The organism is Clostridium puniceum (genome assembly GCF_002006345.1).
Lineage (GTDB): Bacteria > Bacillota > Clostridia > Clostridiales > Clostridiaceae > Clostridium > Clostridium puniceum.
In genome coordinates this window covers 32,773-49,429 of record NZ_LZZM01000223.1, presented here as the reverse complement: position 1 = coordinate 49,429, position 16,657 = coordinate 32,773, and the positions used below count along the sequence as shown (strand labels likewise).

The following is a 16,657-nucleotide window of genomic DNA, read 5'->3' as shown; positions in this document are numbered from 1 at the left end:
AGCAAGCGCTTAAAAGTCAAGGTATTTTATTTATAGCATCAAACTTTTTAGGTGCTTAAATTATTTTTGAACTAATTCTAAAGTTTCTTTTGCAATCATTAATTCTTCGTTTGTAGGTATTACAACCACTTTAACTTTTGAAGTTTCTTTAGAAATTTCCATTCCATCACCAATATTATGGCTTTCATTTTTTTCTAAGTCTACTTCAATTCCCAAAAATTCCATATTAACTAATGCTCTCGATCTTATTTCTGGAGCATGTTCTCCAATTCCAGCTGTAAATACAATAGCATCTACACCACCCATTACTGCAGCATAAGCACCTATTTGCTTTCTAATTTGGTATCCAAATATATCCATAGCTAATAATGCTCTAGAATCATTTTCATTTTCAACTGCACTTCTAATATCTCTAAAATCTGTTCCTATTCCTGATATTCCCAAAATTCCTGATTTCTTATTTAAGATATCATTTATTTCATCTATAGAATATCCTTTTTCTTTAATTAAATAAGTAACTATTGCAGGATCTATACTTCCAGATCTTGATCCCATTATAATACCATCTAAAGGAGTAAAGCCCATTGTAGTATCTACTGATCTTCCACCTTCAACTGCTGTAACACTTACACCATTTCCTATATGACAAGTGATAGTTTTTAATTCCTTAACATCCTTATTCATCCACTTTGCAATTTCTCCTGCTACATATTTATGAGACGTTCCGTGGAATCCATATCTTCTTATATGATCTTCTTTATATAATTCATATGGAAGTGGATACATATATGCTTTTTCAGGCATAGTTTGATGGAATGCTGTATCAAAAACTGCTACCATTGGAGTTTTTGGCATAAGAGCTTTACAAGCATTTATTCCTATTATGTTTGGAGGGTTATGAAGTGGTGCTAATTTTGTAAATTCATCAAGATTTTTAATTACAGTTTCATCAAGTACTACAGAACTTGCATATTTTTCTCCACCATGAACAACTCTATGTCCAACAGCTGATATTTCATCCATTGATTTTATCACACCATGTTTTTCATCAACTAAACTTTTTAAAACAAGTTCAATTGCATCTTGGTGATCTTTAAGTGTAGTTTGAACCTCATATTTATCTTTTCCTTCAACCTTTTGAGTTAAGATTGACCCATTAATTCCTATTCTTTCAACAAGACCTTGTGCTAAAGATTCTTCATTATTCATGTCAATAAGTTGATATTTTAATGAAGAACTACCGCAATTTATAACTAATACTTTCATAACTTCGTCTCCTTTTAATATCCATCTTTAATTTTATTTATTAGTTTGCGCTTGAACTGCTGTTAATGCAACAACATTCACTATATCATCTGAGCTACAACCTCTTGATAAATCATTTATTGGTTTTGCAAAACCTTGACAAACTGGCCCAATAGCTTCTGCATTGGCAAATCTTTGAACAAGCTTATATCCTATATTTCCTGATTGCAAATCTGGGAATACTAAAACATTTGCTTTTCCAGCTACTGTACTATTAGATGCTTTTTGATCTGCTACTTTCTTAACAATAGCGGCATCCAATTGTAATTCTCCATCTATATCTAAATCAGGTCTTAATTGCTTTGCTTTTTGTGTAGCATTTCTCACCTTATCTACTAATTCATTATCTGCACTTCCCATTGTAGAGAACGATAACATTGCTACTTTAGGATCCATATTACATAAATTCTTAGCTGTTTCAGCTGTTGCAATTGCAATTGCTGCCAATTGATCTTCATTTGGATTTGGATTAACCGCACAGTCTGAGAATATAAGAGTTCCTTCTTCTCCATAAGTTGATCCAGGAATTTGCATTATAAAAAAGCTTGAAACAACAGATACCCCCGGTGCTGTCTTTATTATTTGTAACCCTGGTCTAAGTAAATCTCCAGTAGTATGAACAGCTCCTGAAACCATACCATCTGCATCATCTAATTTTACCATCATAGTTCCAAAATATAGAGGATCCCTAACTATTTTATCTGCTTTTTCCATTGTTACGCCCTTACTCTTTCTAAGCTCATAAAAGGCAGTAATATATTTGTTTAAGTTTTCTGCTTTATCTGGATCTATTATTTGAACTCCTGATAAATCAACATCTAATTCCTTTGATTTATTTAAAATTTCTTCTTCATTTCCAATTAAAATTGGATAAGCCAGTCCTAATTCATGTATCTTTTCTGCAGCTACTATAGTTCTTTCTTCATTACCTTCTGGTAAAACAATTTTTTTCTTATCTACTTGAGCCGCATTCCATATTTTTTTCATAAGGTCCATATCTATTTTGCTCCTCTCTATATTCTATCTCTAGTATTACTATACTCCTATATTGATGGTTTTTTCAACATAAATTCTTTACAAAATTGAAGTCTTTAGATTGGCAATAATCTGAATTGTCTAACAATGATATTGCAAAATAACTATATAGTAAAAGTATAATTTTTAACAATTTAATTTTTTTTTTTATTAATTTATTTTTCTAATATATTCTCTATAAAAACTCCTTAAAATGTATTAATTTAAGGAGTTTTTATACATTGAAAACTCTACCATTCTAAGTCTTTATAAGGATTTCTCTCCTCTAAAACTCATATTTCTATAGCAAAATCATCAAATGAGCTCTACTTTTACATATTAATATGCTAAGTTCAAAAAATCTTTTCTTTCAGAATTTTCTAACTATTTTTAAAATTTATATTTAATCTAGGAATATAGCTAAAGTTTTTTTTTTAACAATATTTTTTTAGGATTTCCACTTCCTGTAACTAAGTATTAGTAATTATAATCCACTTACTAATATTATACAAATTTCTAATTAATAGCCTAATTACAATTGTACATTTTAATTAGGCTATAGATTAGAAATTCCAAAGAAAAAGTGAGACTGGAAATTTCACATTTCGTTCTTCGAACTTTCTTTTTAGGCTTTCATCAATCATTGTTAATCAAAATATATATGCTATACTTATTATTAGATTATCATAGAATAGGTATATATCCACATGCTTATGTAAATATTAGATTTCAAATTTTAATATATATTTTTTATTAAATTAAGGAGAATATTATCAATGATTACAGGAATAATTACAGAATATAATCCATTTCACAAAGGACATGAATATCATCTTAAAAATGCAAAATCTGACACAAATGCTAATGGAATAGTTTGTGTTATGAGTGGTAATTTCATGCAAAGGGGAATCCCCGGAATTATAGATAAATGGAAAAGAGCAGAAATGGCTATTAAGAACGGAGTCGATTTAGTTTTAGAATTACCTGCTGTATATGCATTATCTTCTGCTGAATATTTTGCTTTTGGAAGTGTTTCTCTATTAAATTCATTAGGTATCGTAGATAATTTGTATTTTGGAAGTGAAGAAGGCAGCGTAGATATTTTAGAAAGTATAGCTAAAACCTTAGTTATTGAGCCTATTGAGTATAAAAAGCTTTTAAAAAGTAATTTAAATTTAGGCTTACCTTTTCATTTGAGCCGTGCAAATGCCCTTAATAAATATTTAAATTCTAATGCTGTTTTTAATGTATTATCTAGTTCAAATAATATTTTGGCTATTGAATATATAAAAGCTTTAATGATATTACAAAGTGAAATAACCCCTAAAACTTTAAAAAGAGAAGGTTCCTCCTATAATGATAATTATTTAAATGCTTCTTATTCCTCCGCTACGTCTATAAGAAAGCATCTAAAAGAAAATTCACTAAACGAATTAATTGATGTTCTTCCAAAAGCTAGTTATGATATTTTATGTGATCTATCATCTTCAAATTATTCATTCATTTTTGAAGATGATATGTTTAAATACATTAAATATAAACTATTTACAAATGAAAAATCCCTTTTAAATTTACCTGATATTTCTGAAGGCTTAGAAAATAAAATACTAAAAGAGGTTTTAAATTCTAATTCTTTAAATGAACTAATACTAAATTCTAAAAGCAAAAGATATACCTATACTAGAATTAATAGAATACTTGCTCAAAGCTTTTTAAATCTTGAAGAATTTGATTTGCTTAATTTATCTAAAATGATTGCACCATACGCAAGAGTTCTTGGCTTTAATTCTATCGGTCGCAATATGCTAAAAGACATAAAATCAAATGAAAGTATTGATATAATAACAAAGGTTCCTAGAAATAATTTGTGTGATCATATGAAAATTGATATTTTAGCAACTAAAGCATATTCTCTTTTAAATCAAAATATAAATCCTATGGCAGATTATTTAAAAGGTCCAATAATAATATAGTAATAATTTATATAAACATAATAATATATATAGATTAAGTATATGAAAAAATAACAAGTCAATATACTGATAAATTTGGCTTGTTATTTCATTTTATATGCCTTAAAGGTGTGAAATACAGATTGGAGTTGATTTCATGATATATATTATTATCTTATGGTTTCTAATTATCAGCTTAATTATTTTATTGATTAGACTACTTAATATAAAAAGAAATATTATAATTTGCATGTTTATTTCCATATTTATAATTCTTTTTATATTAAATATAAACCAATGTATTTCTGCTGCTATTGATGGCTGCAAATTATGGTACAAGTCTATATTACCAACAACTTTCCCATTTATAGTTATTTGTAATTTATTAATATATTATGATGGAATTAGCCTTTATTCTAAGTTTCTTGGGCCTTTGATCTGTAGACCACTCGGACTTTCTAAAAATTGCTCGTTTCCTATTGTTGCAAGCATTTTGTGCGGTTACCCACTAGGTGCTAAGTATTGTGTTGATTTATACGCTATGGATTACATAGAAAAAGAGGAGTATGAAAGACTATTGAACATCGCATCTAATGTTGGTCCATTATTTCTAATTGGATCTGTAGCCGGAATTTTATTAAAAAATATATCACTAGGTTATATTTTACTTATTGGGAATTACCTGTCCATTCTGTTCATAGGACTTGTAACCAAAAAAAAGAGAACCAATATTAAATTAAGTTCTCCAACATATTCTAAATATGAAACAGTGAATTTTGGCACCTCAATAAAAAATGCAGTTCAAAATGGAATAAATACTACATTATCTATTGGAGGTTTTATCGTAATTTTTTCTGTTGTAATTTCTCTAGTTAAAAACAATAATTATTTTTATATTATATTTAAGCAATTAGAAACTTTTTTAACCTTACCTAATGGGACCTTATACTGTTTATTTTTAGGAAGCATAGAAATGACAAATGGTTGTAACATTATATCTACACTTTCTCTTCCTCTTTCACTTAAATTAAGTATAATAAGCTTCTTATGTTCATTTTCTGGTCTTGCTGTAATTGTTCAAGTTAGTTCCTTTGTTAGTGAAACTAAAATTAATTATAATAAATATATTTTTTTTAAGATAATTCAAGGAATCTTTAGCTTTGCTACAACTTATGTATTATTTAAATTATTACCTACAAGTATATACACATCTAAGCTTATGTCAAATTCTTTTTCATGTGTATATACATATTTACAACCACTATTAATAATAATTGCATTAACAGTTTTACTTATTATTCTTAATAAGATTTCTAAACTACTTTTTCATGCTGCGTAATTCTTTGACATTGTCTTTTATAACCTCACATGCATTAGATAAATTAGAATCTATTTCTTTTGCAGCTGATTCGAAACTCTCTTGTAGATTTTTTATTAACCTTATTTTTTGTTCTTCTATTTCGTTATCTAATTGAGTTAATATCTCATCTGAATAGTCTCTTGAACCTAATCTTATAGCCTTAGCATCTCGTTGTGCTGAGGCTATGATTTCTTGAGCTCTGACTTTTGCTTCCTTCACAATATCATGATTTTCAACATTTTGCCTCATCATTGTCATAGTTTCTTTTCGAACTGAATCATATTCCTTTTTAGCTTCATTTAATATTCTTTCTCTTTCATTCATAACCCATTCAGCTTTTTTAAATTGATCTGGCAAATAATTGATTATTTGATCAACAACTTCAATAATTTCTCTTTTATCAATCATAACTTTACCACTCATTGGCACCTTGGGTGAATTTTCCACCAAATCTTGCAAATACTCTAATAGCTCTATAATATTTACATCCATTTTCTCCATAAAAACACTCCTTAGATATTTATTCTAGATATTATATCTGAGACAATCTCACTTGGAACAAGTCCTTCAATATTTCCACCAAATTTTGCCACTTGTTTAACACACGAAGAACTTATATGTAGATTTTTAGAAGATGACATCATACATACAGTTTCAATATTAGAATCTAATTCACTATTCATAAATGCCATTTGCAACTCATATTCAAAATCAAAAGTAGTTCTTAGTCCCTTTAAAATTATATTGGTATTACATTCTTTCAAAAAATTTACTAAAAGTCCATCAAAACTTCTAACTTCAACATTCTCTATATCTCTTGTAACTTTTTTTATTAATTCAACTCTTTGATCAATTTCAAAAAGATACTTCTTATCCACATTAACTAATACAGCTACTATAACCTTATCAAAAACCTTTGCTCCTCGCCTTATGATATCAAGATGACCATTAGTTATAGGATCAAAACTTCCTGGATATACTGCAATTTTCATTATTATTTCTCCTCATATTTGTAATAGCATACGGTAGTATTTCCGTATTTTTTGCTCTTAGTTAATTTTATATCTACATATCCTTCATATATACCTTCTATAGTATCTATTTTGGTAACTATTATTCCATCTTTATTTAACAATTCATTTTCCTTGACAATTTTCATAGCTTCTGGAATCATTTCCTTGCAATAAGGTGGATCTATAAATATTATATCAAACATCTTTCCTTTACTTGCCAATTGTTTAAGCCCTGCATACGCATCAGTCTTTATTGGAAAACAAAAATCCTGAAATTTAAGATTTTCCACATTTTGCTTTAATAAAGGAAAAGTTACATCACTTTTATCAAATAAATAAACTTCGCTTGCACCTCTACTCGCAGCTTCTAACCCTAAGCTTCCTGTTCCTGAAAAGACATCAACAACAACTGCCTCTTGTATATATGATTGAATTGAGCTAAACATAGCTTCTTTAACTCTATCTAGTGTAGGTCTTGTTTCCATTGTTGCTGGAGGCATTAATTTATGCCCTCTTGCTTTTCCTGCTATTATTCTCAAAATTTTATTCCTCCCTCAGTCATATAAATTGAAATAATGAGTCAAAGATATCATATATATATTTTGTGTACTAATAAGAAAATATGTTTTCTTATTAGTACACTCACCCTATTATTAGATTAACCTCATCAAGTGATTTAACACTAAATAAACCCGCATATTGACTTATTAATTTTTTAATATGCCTAATTGTATATATTTTATATATTAACATATATACATATATAATTTCAAATTAATTAAAACAAATATATTTACTGCTTTTCTCCAAATTTTTTCCAAGTTCATTTATCATTTCTTTATTTAAATCTGTTTGATTTTTTAAAATATTATTTGCTTCAAGTTTAGCGCATCTTAAAATTTTTATATCATCATATAAATTTGCAAGTATAAAGCCCTCATCACCGCTTTGTTTTCGCCCGAACATTTCACCCGCACCTCTAAGTTCTAAATCCTTTTCTGATATTAAAAAACCATCACTGCATTCTGTCATTATTTGCATTCTCTTTTTAGTGGTATTACTTTTAGCCTTTGCTATTAATACACAATAAGATGAATATTCACCTCTTCCCACTCGTCCTCTTAACTGATGCAACTGAGAAAGACCAAATCTCTCTGCATTTTCTACAATCATAACAGAAGCATTAAGGACATTAACTCCAACCTCAATTACAGTAGTTGAAATTAAAACATTAAATTCATTATTCTTAAATCTCTTTATTATTTCGTCTTTTTCCGATCCTTTCATCTTTCCATGAAGAATTTCAACTTTTAGATCCTTAAAAACCCCATTAGTAACTTTATTATATACAGTTTCAACTGAATTTAATTCGTCCTTTTCATCTTCTTCAATAAGCGGACAAACAATATACACTTGTCTTCCTTGTTTTATTTCATCATGAGCCAATTCATAACCTATATCTCTTTGTGAATCTGTATAAAATCTAGTATCTATTTTCTTTCTGCCTGGTGGCAATTCGTCAATTATAGAAACATCTAAATCAGAATAAAGATATAAAGCCAGCGTTCGAGGAATTGGTGTTGCTGTCATAACCAAACAGTCTGCCCTTCTTCCTTTATTTATAAGCTTACTTCTTTGTTCTACACCAAATCTATGTTGCTCATCAGTCACTATTAACCCAAGTTTTACAAACTCCACATCATCTTGAAAAAGTGCATGGGTTCCTATTACCAAAATAGGTTTAGCTATTTTTATTCTCTCTTTAATTCTTTGCTTTTCTTTCGAAGTTGTTGTGCCTGTTAACAATTCTATTTCTATATTAAAATCTCTAAATACCTTTTTAGCTTCTTCAAAATGTTGGCTTGCAAGAATTTCTGTTGGTGCCATAAATGCGCATTGGTATCCATTCTTAATAACATTAAAAATAGCTATTAATGCAACTATTGTTTTTCCACTTCCAACATCTCCTTGAATCAATCTATTCATAGAATAATTTGATTTTTGATCTCTTAAAATTTCACGAACCACTCTAGTCTGAGCATTAGTAAGTGGAAACGGCAGTCTTTCTTTAAACTGGCTAAATTCCTCTGACCATTCAAAAAATATCCCATTAGTATTTTTTTTAATTTTATATTTTAAAAGTAGTAATTTTAGCGAATATGTAAATAGCTCTTGAAACTTTAATCTTATTTTAGCCTTTTCTAGCATTTCTTTATTTTCTGGGAAATGTATACTTCTTATAGCATCATTTAAAGAAATCAAAGAATACTTATCTACTATGTCATTAGACAAATTTTCTTTAACCGCCATATGTGATAAAATTTCATTAATCAATTTCTCAAATAATTTATTACTTATATCTGCTTTCAATGGATACTTAGGTAAAATTTCACTAGATAATGCCTCTTCACAAGTAATTATTGGATTAACTACTTCTAACATATTCCCTATTCTTTTAAATTTCCCCATTAAGTTATATATTTTTCCTTGCACGAAAGAATTTTTTACATATCTTTGATTAAACCATTTCCCTGATACTTTGTACCCATTATAATTAAATTCTATTGTTGTCAATAATTTTCCAGTCTTAGTTTTAACGTCACTTTTAAATCTAACAACTTCACATTTTAAAATTTGTTTTTCTTCCCCTGTTATACCTTCAAACTCTACATTTCCATCTATAAACTCATAATCTCTTGGAAAATATAATAAAATGTCTAATATATTAAAAATTCCACATCTATTTAATTTTTCGGTAACTTTTGGGCCTACCCCTTTTAAAGCAGAAATATTACTGTATATATCCAAAGTTTTATCTCCTTCCCAAAATAATAAAAGCACCTATTATAGGCGCTTTTATTATTATTTTATTCTACTGACATTAAAAAATAGTAAAGAGGTTGATTTCCCTTATAAAATTGAATATCCAAATCTTCGTATTTATCTTTTAATTCTAATTCAAATTCATTAGCCTCTTCAACACTTACTTCTTCACCATAATATATTGTAATAAGTTCGCATTCATCATCTATCATTTTTTCTAGCACTTTGATTGCAACTATTTTCTTATCTTCGCCTACTTCTTTTATTTTTCCTTCTACGAGTCCTAACATATTGCCTTCTTTAATATCTATACCATCAATTTCAGTATCACGAACTGCATAAGTTACTGAGCCTGTTTTTACTTCTTGAATAGTATCTTTTAAATTATTAAAATTATCATCTACTTCTGAATCCAAATTAAACATAGTAGCACATACTATTCCTTGAGGAATAGTTGTTGTTGGAACTACTCTTATATCTTTATCAGATATTTCTGCCGCTTGATTAGCTGCCATAATTATGTTTTTATTATTAGGCATAATAAAAATATGTTCAGCATTTATCTTATTAATAGCATCTAAAATATCTTGAGTAGATGGATTCATAGTTTGCCCACCTTCAATAACATAATCAATTCCTAAATCCTTAAATATATTTGAAATCCCATCACCCATAGCTACTGTTACAAATCCATATTTTTTAATTTCTTCTTCTGAATTTTCAGCTTCTACGTGAGCAGTCGCTGCTTCTTTATCTTTAGCATTAACTAAAATTTCTCTATGTTCTTCCCTCATATTATCAATTTTAATTTTTGATAATTCACCTATTTTTACAGCTTTTGACAATACTAACCCTGGATCATTTGTATGTATATGAACTTTAATAACATCATCGTATCCAACAACAATCATTGAATCACCAAGAGTTTCTATTTCACCTTGGAATTTTTTTGCAAACTTAGCATCTCCAAGTATTATAAATTCTGTACAATAACCAAACTTAATATCAATTTCTTCAGTATCTTTAGCTAAAGTATTATTAGATGAATTAGCTGTTAAATCACTTATTTCTGCTTGGATTTCATCTTTTAACGCTTCAAACATACCTTGAAGTATAATATACAAACCCATTCCACCAGAATCAACAACTTTAGCTTTTTTTAGTGCTGGTAACAATTCTGGAGTTCTATCTAACATCTCTTTGGCTTCGATGGTTATTTCTTCCATAAAATGTTTCATATCTTTTGCATTAGATATAACCGCTGCTTCTGCTGCTGCTCTAATTACTGAAAGTATAGTTCCTTCTGTTGGTCTCATTACTGCTTTATATGCAGATTTTGATCCTTCTTGAACTGCAATCGCAAACTCAGTAACATTTACTTCTTTTTTTCCTTCTAACCCTTTAGAAATACCTCTAAGTATTTGAGATAATATAACACCAGAATTTCCTCTAGCTCCCATTAAAGCGCCCTTAGCTAACTTTTTAGATATTTCTCCTATAGAATCAGTATTTATATTTTCAATTTCCTTTACTGCTGCTTTAAATGTCATCGACATGTTAGTTCCTGTATCTCCGTCTGGTACTGGGAATACATTTAGTGCATTTACAAAATCACTTTGTTCTAACAGTCTATTACTAGCATTTACAACCATGTTATAAAAATCACGGCCGTTAATTTTTGTATATTCCATTTAGTTTTAACCTCCTAAACTCTAACCGCTTGCACATTTACTGTTATAGATGAAACCTTAAGTCCTGTATAATTTTCAACACTATAACGAACTTTTTGAATTATATTATTAGATATTACTGATATCTTAGTTCCATATTCAACCATAACAAATAATTCTATTTGCAATTTATCTTCACCTGTTAATTCTATTTTTACACCTTTGCTTAAATTTTCGATCCCCATAAGTTGCCAAAGTCCTTCGCCAGCATTTCTTGAAACCATGCCAACAACTCCATAGCATTCCATTGTTGATAATCCAACAATCTTTGCTAAAACTTCTTCTGAATAATTTATATTACCATTTTCATTTGAAAATCCAACCATTCATATTCCTCCTAAACTCTTCTTATCCTATCTCTATATTTTATATTAGAACTATATTTTATTCAAGTATGGACGAAATATATATTATAAATAATATTTTTTCCATAATAATTAACATTTTCTCTTGCCTATAATATTTTCCTATGTTATAATTTATTCTGTCCTATTGAAGATGATTATCTTTGCAATATAAGGAGGTGTTTTCTAATGGCAAGAAGATGCGAAATTTGTGATAAGGGTGTTGTAGCTGGAGTTAGCTATAGCCATTCACATCGTCAATCAAAGAGAACTTGGGCTCCTAACATAAAGAAAGTAAAAGCTTTAGTTAACGGAACACCAAAAACTGTTCATGTATGTACAAGATGCCTTAGATCTGGAAAGGTTCAAAGAGCAATATAAGTTCATAATAAAAAATGCAATTGTTATCCCAATTGCATTTTTTATTTTTAGATTTTTTTGCATTTAAGGCATATGGAATGATATATTTCATATATGCTTCAAAGGTAAATTTATAATATGCCTTATGTACTCTAGTTTTTTCTTCTAAAAAATTTTATTATATTTGATAAAAATTTTGGTAATTTAAATGCTATTATTTTCATAATCCCATCTCCTAAACATTAATAATATAAAACTCTCTTAAAACTATAATTGTCTTATTATAATAATATTCAGTTTCCAAGTAAAATATTTCAACTTTATCAAAAAATCTTCAATAAAAATAAGCAAATTTTCCTGTAACATACTGTTTAGAAAAACTTACTTATTTTAATGTAATTCAAACTAAATAAGATTTTTGCATTATATTTTAGTCTCTTGAATGAAGAATTAGTAATTCACCTGAATCATACCTAATTTCTATCGGAGAATCAACAAATTCATTGCATATAGCTCTTGGTTCTAACAAGTTCATATCATAACTTTCCAATTTATATTTGCCACCTTTAATTTCTAAATTAGCCACCTTATCACTTAGAGCATGAAAAGATATAGTTTCTCCACACTTTCCTCGTAATGTCATTTTACGTTTGCCAAGATAAAGTTTATTATTATCATCTATTATTTTTAAAATTATACCCTTTTTCTTAGCAGTTAAAAGAAGCCCTATATTTCCAAGCGTATGATCTATCCTAGATCCAGTTGCTCCAAATAAATATATTTTTTCAGCTCCTCTTTTAATAGCTTCAATTATTGCAATTTCAGTATCTGTATAATCTTTTTCTGGCGGAAACTCCAAAACTTCTTTTATTTGCAGTTTGGCAGTATCTAAAATTTGTTTATTAGCCGAGTCAAAATCACCTAAAAGCAAATCAGGAATAATATTATAATCATATAAACATTCACATCCCTTATCAGCTGCTATTATAAAATCTACTTTCTTAAGATAATTCTTTAATAGCTTTTCTGACGGTGGTGTTCCTCCACTTATAATTGCTACAATCAATATTTTACCCCCTTAAAGCTTTTATATTTTCACTGACTTCTCCTCCATTAAATACAGCTGAACCTGCAACAATTACATTTGCGCCAGCTTCTATAACTTCTTTTACATTAGATTGGTCTATTCCTCCATCAACTTCGATTAACAAAGATGGATTAACTTCATTGCTAATTTCCTTTAATTCTTTAATTTTATTTAAACAATATGGTATGAATTTTTGCCCTCCAAATCCAGGATTTACAGTCATTATTAATACCATATCTAAGCTTGGTATTAAATTTTTTAATACACTTATTGGAGTACCTGGATTTAACGAAATTGCTGCTTTTTTCCCTTTTGATTTAATATAATTGATGGTTCTATCTATATGTTTATCAGCTTCATAGTGCACAGTAATTATATCTGCTCCAGCTTCTATAAAATTATCTATGTAATTTGATGGATTGTTTATCATTAAATGAACATCAAATGTCTTATTTGTTCTGTTTCTTATTGATTTAATTACAGGCAACCCTAGTGATATGTTAGGTACAAATGATCCATCCATTACATCTATATGAATAAAATCTGCGCCTCCCTTATCTATTCTTTCTATGTCCTCTCCTAATTTTGAAAAATCTGCTGATAATATTGATGGTGCAATCTTTACCATTTGTTTTTTTCCTCCTCCATTATTTCCTCTAATGTTTTTATATAAAAATTATATCTATATTTATTAATTTTGTCATCTTCCATTGCTGTCTTTAGTGCACAGCTTGGTTCTTTATAATGTAGACATCCTCTGAACTTACACTTATCATTATATTCACTAAATTCAGGGAAACAATATTTCAAAGATTTCTTATCCATCAAATCTTTGATTTCCAAAGTAGAAAAGCCCGGTGTATCTACAATAAAACCATCTGCAACTTCTATAAGTTCGCTATGTCTTGTCGTATGTTTACCTCTCCCAATCTTTTCGCTAATTTTGCCTGTTTCCATATGTTCTTTATTTGAAAGTTTATTGATTAATGTTGATTTTCCCGCTCCAGATGGACCACAAAAAACAGTTGTATTTCCTTTAATTTTTTCTTTTAATATTTCAATTCCAATTCCAGCTTTGGCATTTATATAAAGAACTTCATAACCTATATCATTTATTCTCTTCTTTATTTCTTCACGTTCTTCCTCTGATACTAAATCTATTTTATTTAAACATACTACAACTTCAATATTATTATATTCACATAAAATTAAAAACTTATTTAATAAATCAAAATTTATATCTGGATTCTTAACTGCAAAAACAATAAATGCTAAAGAAACATTTGCAACTGTTGGCCTAATTAATTCAGACTTTCTTTTATGTATTTCTTCAATAACACCTTTTCCATTCTCGATTTTAATAGTAACATTATCGCCTACCATAGGTTTTATATCTATATGCCTAAACTTACCTCTAGCCTTGCACTCTATTATACCTTCTTCTGTTTTAATATAATAGAAACCTCCTATACCTTTTATTATTTTGCCATTCATATTTTCCCTCCATAATCATATATGTTTTATATATTCTAATAAATAAACTAATAATATACTTCTTCACTTTATATAGCTTTAACTTAGCAAATTAATTCAATTTTCTATTCTATATCATACTATTTTTTTATTTTACTTAATAAAAATTGAATCCTATCTTAAATATAATTTTATTATAAAAGGAGAGGTTTTTTTTATCAACCTCTCCTCATATTTTATTATTACATTTTCCGATTTGATGTCTTATTTTTTATCATTACTTTAATTGTTAGTTGTGTTGTTAAATGGGCTTGTTGTACTTCCCGTTCCTTGAGTAGTTTTTGTACTTGGTGACGTTTCAGCACCTGGAGTTGTTCCTTTGCCTTGTGTAGTTCCTGGCGTTGTCGTTGTATTTTTATCCGTAGTTCCTGGTGTCTTCTGAGTTCCTGGTGTAGTTGCATCTGTAGGTGGTTCTTGTTTTGCTACATATTTTCCCACTTCTATAGTAACTGGAGTGCCTTGTTCAACTTTGGAACCTTCAATTGTTTGACTTAACACCTTACCATTTTCATTTTGATTTTGCGTTTCTACTTCTTTAACAACAGCTTTTAACTTAGCATCAGCCAATCGGCTCTTGGCTACTTCAACATCTAATCCCTTTAAATTAGGTACTGTTGTAAGCTTAATTTCTGGCCCCTTACTTACTATAAGAGTTACTTTAGTTTTTGAATTAATTTCAGCATCTTTTTTTGGTGTATGATCCATTATTTGTCCCTTTGGCACATCATCACTAAAAGCTTCAGTAACTGTTATAGCACTCTCTTCAATACCATAAGATTTTAAAATAACCTTTGCTCTATCTAAGTCACTATCTTCTAAATCTGGCATTTTAGTTCCTTTGGGACCAGAGCTAACAATTACTCTAACTTCACTTTTTTCTTTAACCATAGTATCTGCCTTTGGATTCATTTCAAGAATAGTTCCTTCTGGTGCATCATTAACATCTTTATCAGCTTCTACAAAAACTAGATTTAAAGCTTCAAGTTCTTTCTTGGCATCATCTACATTTTTACCAACTACATCCGGTATTTTAACTTCTTTAGTAGTCGCCGTAACTGAACCATCTGCCATTTTAAAGGCTGCAACACCTAACCCAGCCAATAATAAAACTAAAATTACACCTATTCCAATTTTTATTATTTTACTCTTATTTATTAATCCTGTTTTGTCGTCATCATCATCTTCATAATAGTCATCATCTTCATCTTCGTAATCTTCGTCCTTAATGCTATTGTTTTGTTTAGATATTTGTTGTGTTACTGCTGACATTATAATTGTATGATCATCATCATCTTCTTTTGTGTCTATTCTTGCATTAGGATCATCTTTTATTTTTTGGAGATCTGAAATCATTTCTTTAGCTGTTTGGTATCTTCTAATAGGTTCTTTCTCCATAGCCTTTAAAATTAATTGATTTAAACTATCAGGAACCTTCGAATTAATATTTTTAGGTGGTATAACTTCTTCTTGAAGATGTTTTAATGCTATAGTTACAGCTGTATCTGCTTGAAATGGAAGTGTCCCTGTAACCATTTCATATAATACTACTCCTAATGAATATAAATCTGTTCTGCAATCAATGAAACTTCCTTTAGCTTGTTCTGGAGATAAGTAATGAGCTGATCCCATTATTGTACTGGTATTTGTAATAGTCTCAGAACTTGCTGATTTTGCTATTCCAAAATCAGTTACCTTCATAATTCCATCTTCCGTTACAAGAATATTTTGTGGTTTAACATCTCTATGGATTATATTATTTCTATGGGCACAATCTAATGCTCTAGCAATTTGCATAGCAACAGATATTGCTGTTTCGTAATTCATCTTGCCAACTTGCTTTATAATATCCTTTAACGTCTTACCTTTAACATATTCCATTACAATGTAATTTATACTATCTTGAGTTCCAACATCAAGTATATTTACTATATTGTTATCAGATAAAGTTGCGATGGCAGTTGCTTCTCCTTTAAATTTTTCAACGATGTCAGGATTATTACAAAATTCTTTTTTTAGAATCTTAACTGCAACAAATCTATTAAGCTTATTACATCTTGCTTTAAATACTTCTGACATTCCACCTTCACCTATTTTTTCCAACAACTCGTATCTGTTTCCAAGTACAATTCCATCCAT

15 protein-coding genes are annotated in these 16,657 nt (G+C 28.8%); 3 read left to right on the top strand and 12 right to left on the bottom strand.

Translation table 11 applies throughout. The features are described 5' to 3' along the window. Positions 1–60 precede the first annotated feature (60 nt). Together CLPUN_RS23580 and pta are read right to left on the bottom strand one after the other, a co-directional pair. On the bottom strand, positions 61–1,266 hold the full coding sequence (locus CLPUN_RS23580; protein WP_077849651.1) for an acetate kinase: 1,206 nt from the start codon (positions 1,264–1,266) through the stop codon (positions 61–63). A 33-nt stretch (positions 1,267–1,299) separates the two neighbouring features. Next, positions 1,300–2,301: a phosphate acetyltransferase gene (gene pta, locus CLPUN_RS23575; protein WP_077849650.1), complete on the bottom strand. Its 1,002-nt coding sequence runs from the start codon at positions 2,299–2,301 to the stop codon at positions 1,300–1,302. Between the two features lie 794 nt (positions 2,302–3,095). Between pta and CLPUN_RS23570 the strand changes: the two genes are divergently transcribed. Together CLPUN_RS23570 and ylbJ are read left to right on the top strand one after the other, a co-directional pair. Further along, entirely contained in the window at positions 3,096–4,292 is a 1,197-nt protein-coding gene (locus CLPUN_RS23570) for a nucleotidyltransferase (RefSeq protein WP_198944399.1), read from the top strand. A 136-nt stretch (positions 4,293–4,428) separates the two neighbouring features. Beyond that, positions 4,429–5,610, top strand: a complete 1,182-nt coding sequence (gene ylbJ, locus CLPUN_RS23565) for a sporulation integral membrane protein YlbJ (protein WP_077849648.1) — start codon at positions 4,429–4,431, stop codon at positions 5,608–5,610. Here ylbJ and CLPUN_RS23560 read toward each other — a convergent pair. From CLPUN_RS23560 to CLPUN_RS23535, 6 genes are all read right to left on the bottom strand, one after another. Continuing rightward, positions 5,590–6,132 (bottom strand): ATPase, encoded by a 543-nt coding sequence (locus CLPUN_RS23560; RefSeq protein ID WP_077849647.1) that lies wholly within the window; start codon positions 6,130–6,132, stop codon positions 5,590–5,592. The genes ylbJ and CLPUN_RS23560 overlap by 21 nt on opposite strands. Positions 6,133–6,143: 11 nt before the next feature. Further along, positions 6,144–6,623 (bottom strand): pantetheine-phosphate adenylyltransferase, encoded by a 480-nt coding sequence (gene coaD, locus CLPUN_RS23555; RefSeq protein ID WP_077849646.1) that lies wholly within the window; start codon positions 6,621–6,623, stop codon positions 6,144–6,146. 2 nt (positions 6,624–6,625) lie between these two features. Continuing rightward, positions 6,626–7,183 carry a 16S rRNA (guanine(966)-N(2))-methyltransferase RsmD gene (gene rsmD, locus CLPUN_RS23550; RefSeq protein WP_077849645.1) on the bottom strand — a complete coding sequence of 186 codons (558 nt, stop codon included), beginning with the start codon at positions 7,181–7,183 and terminating at the stop codon, positions 6,626–6,628. Between the two features lie 235 nt (positions 7,184–7,418). After that, positions 7,419–9,452 carry an ATP-dependent DNA helicase RecG gene (recG, locus tag CLPUN_RS23545; RefSeq protein WP_077849644.1) on the bottom strand — a complete coding sequence of 678 codons (2,034 nt, stop codon included), beginning with the start codon at positions 9,450–9,452 and terminating at the stop codon, positions 7,419–7,421. Positions 9,453–9,511: 59 nt separating this feature from the next. Further along, on the bottom strand, positions 9,512–11,158 hold the full coding sequence (locus tag CLPUN_RS23540; protein WP_077849643.1) for a DAK2 domain-containing protein: 1,647 nt from the start codon (positions 11,156–11,158) through the stop codon (positions 9,512–9,514). Between the two features lie 14 nt (positions 11,159–11,172). Continuing rightward, the gene (locus tag CLPUN_RS23535) at positions 11,173–11,523 is read right to left on the bottom strand and encodes an Asp23/Gls24 family envelope stress response protein (protein ID WP_077849642.1); all 351 of its coding nucleotides are present in this window, start codon (positions 11,521–11,523) and stop codon (positions 11,173–11,175) included. A gap of 207 nt (positions 11,524–11,730) precedes the next feature. On the opposite strand from CLPUN_RS23535, the gene rpmB reads away from it, so the two are divergent. After that, positions 11,731–11,922, top strand: coding sequence for a 50S ribosomal protein L28 (gene rpmB / locus CLPUN_RS23530; RefSeq protein ID WP_008424849.1), 192 nt, complete (start codon positions 11,731–11,733; stop codon positions 11,920–11,922). Positions 11,923–12,331: 409 nt separating this feature from the next. Here rpmB and CLPUN_RS23525 read toward each other — a convergent pair whose 3' ends face one another. From CLPUN_RS23525 to pknB, 4 genes are all read right to left on the bottom strand, one after another. Further along, the gene (locus CLPUN_RS23525; RefSeq protein WP_077849641.1) at positions 12,332–12,967 is read right to left on the bottom strand and encodes a thiamine diphosphokinase; all 636 of its coding nucleotides are present in this window, start codon (positions 12,965–12,967) and stop codon (positions 12,332–12,334) included. 4 nt (positions 12,968–12,971) lie between these two features. Continuing rightward, a complete protein-coding gene (gene rpe / locus CLPUN_RS23520) occupies positions 12,972–13,616 on the bottom strand; it encodes a ribulose-phosphate 3-epimerase (protein WP_077849640.1) in 645 nt (214 codons plus the stop codon). Continuing rightward, positions 13,610–14,482, bottom strand: coding sequence for a ribosome small subunit-dependent GTPase A (rsgA, locus tag CLPUN_RS23515; RefSeq protein WP_077849639.1), 873 nt, complete (start codon positions 14,480–14,482; stop codon positions 13,610–13,612). The genes rpe and rsgA overlap by 7 nt, the downstream gene beginning before the upstream one ends. Before the next feature lie 261 nt (positions 14,483–14,743). Further along, on the bottom strand, positions 14,744–16,657 hold the full coding sequence (gene pknB, locus CLPUN_RS23510; RefSeq protein WP_077849638.1) for a Stk1 family PASTA domain-containing Ser/Thr kinase: 1,914 nt from the start codon (positions 16,655–16,657) through the stop codon (positions 14,744–14,746).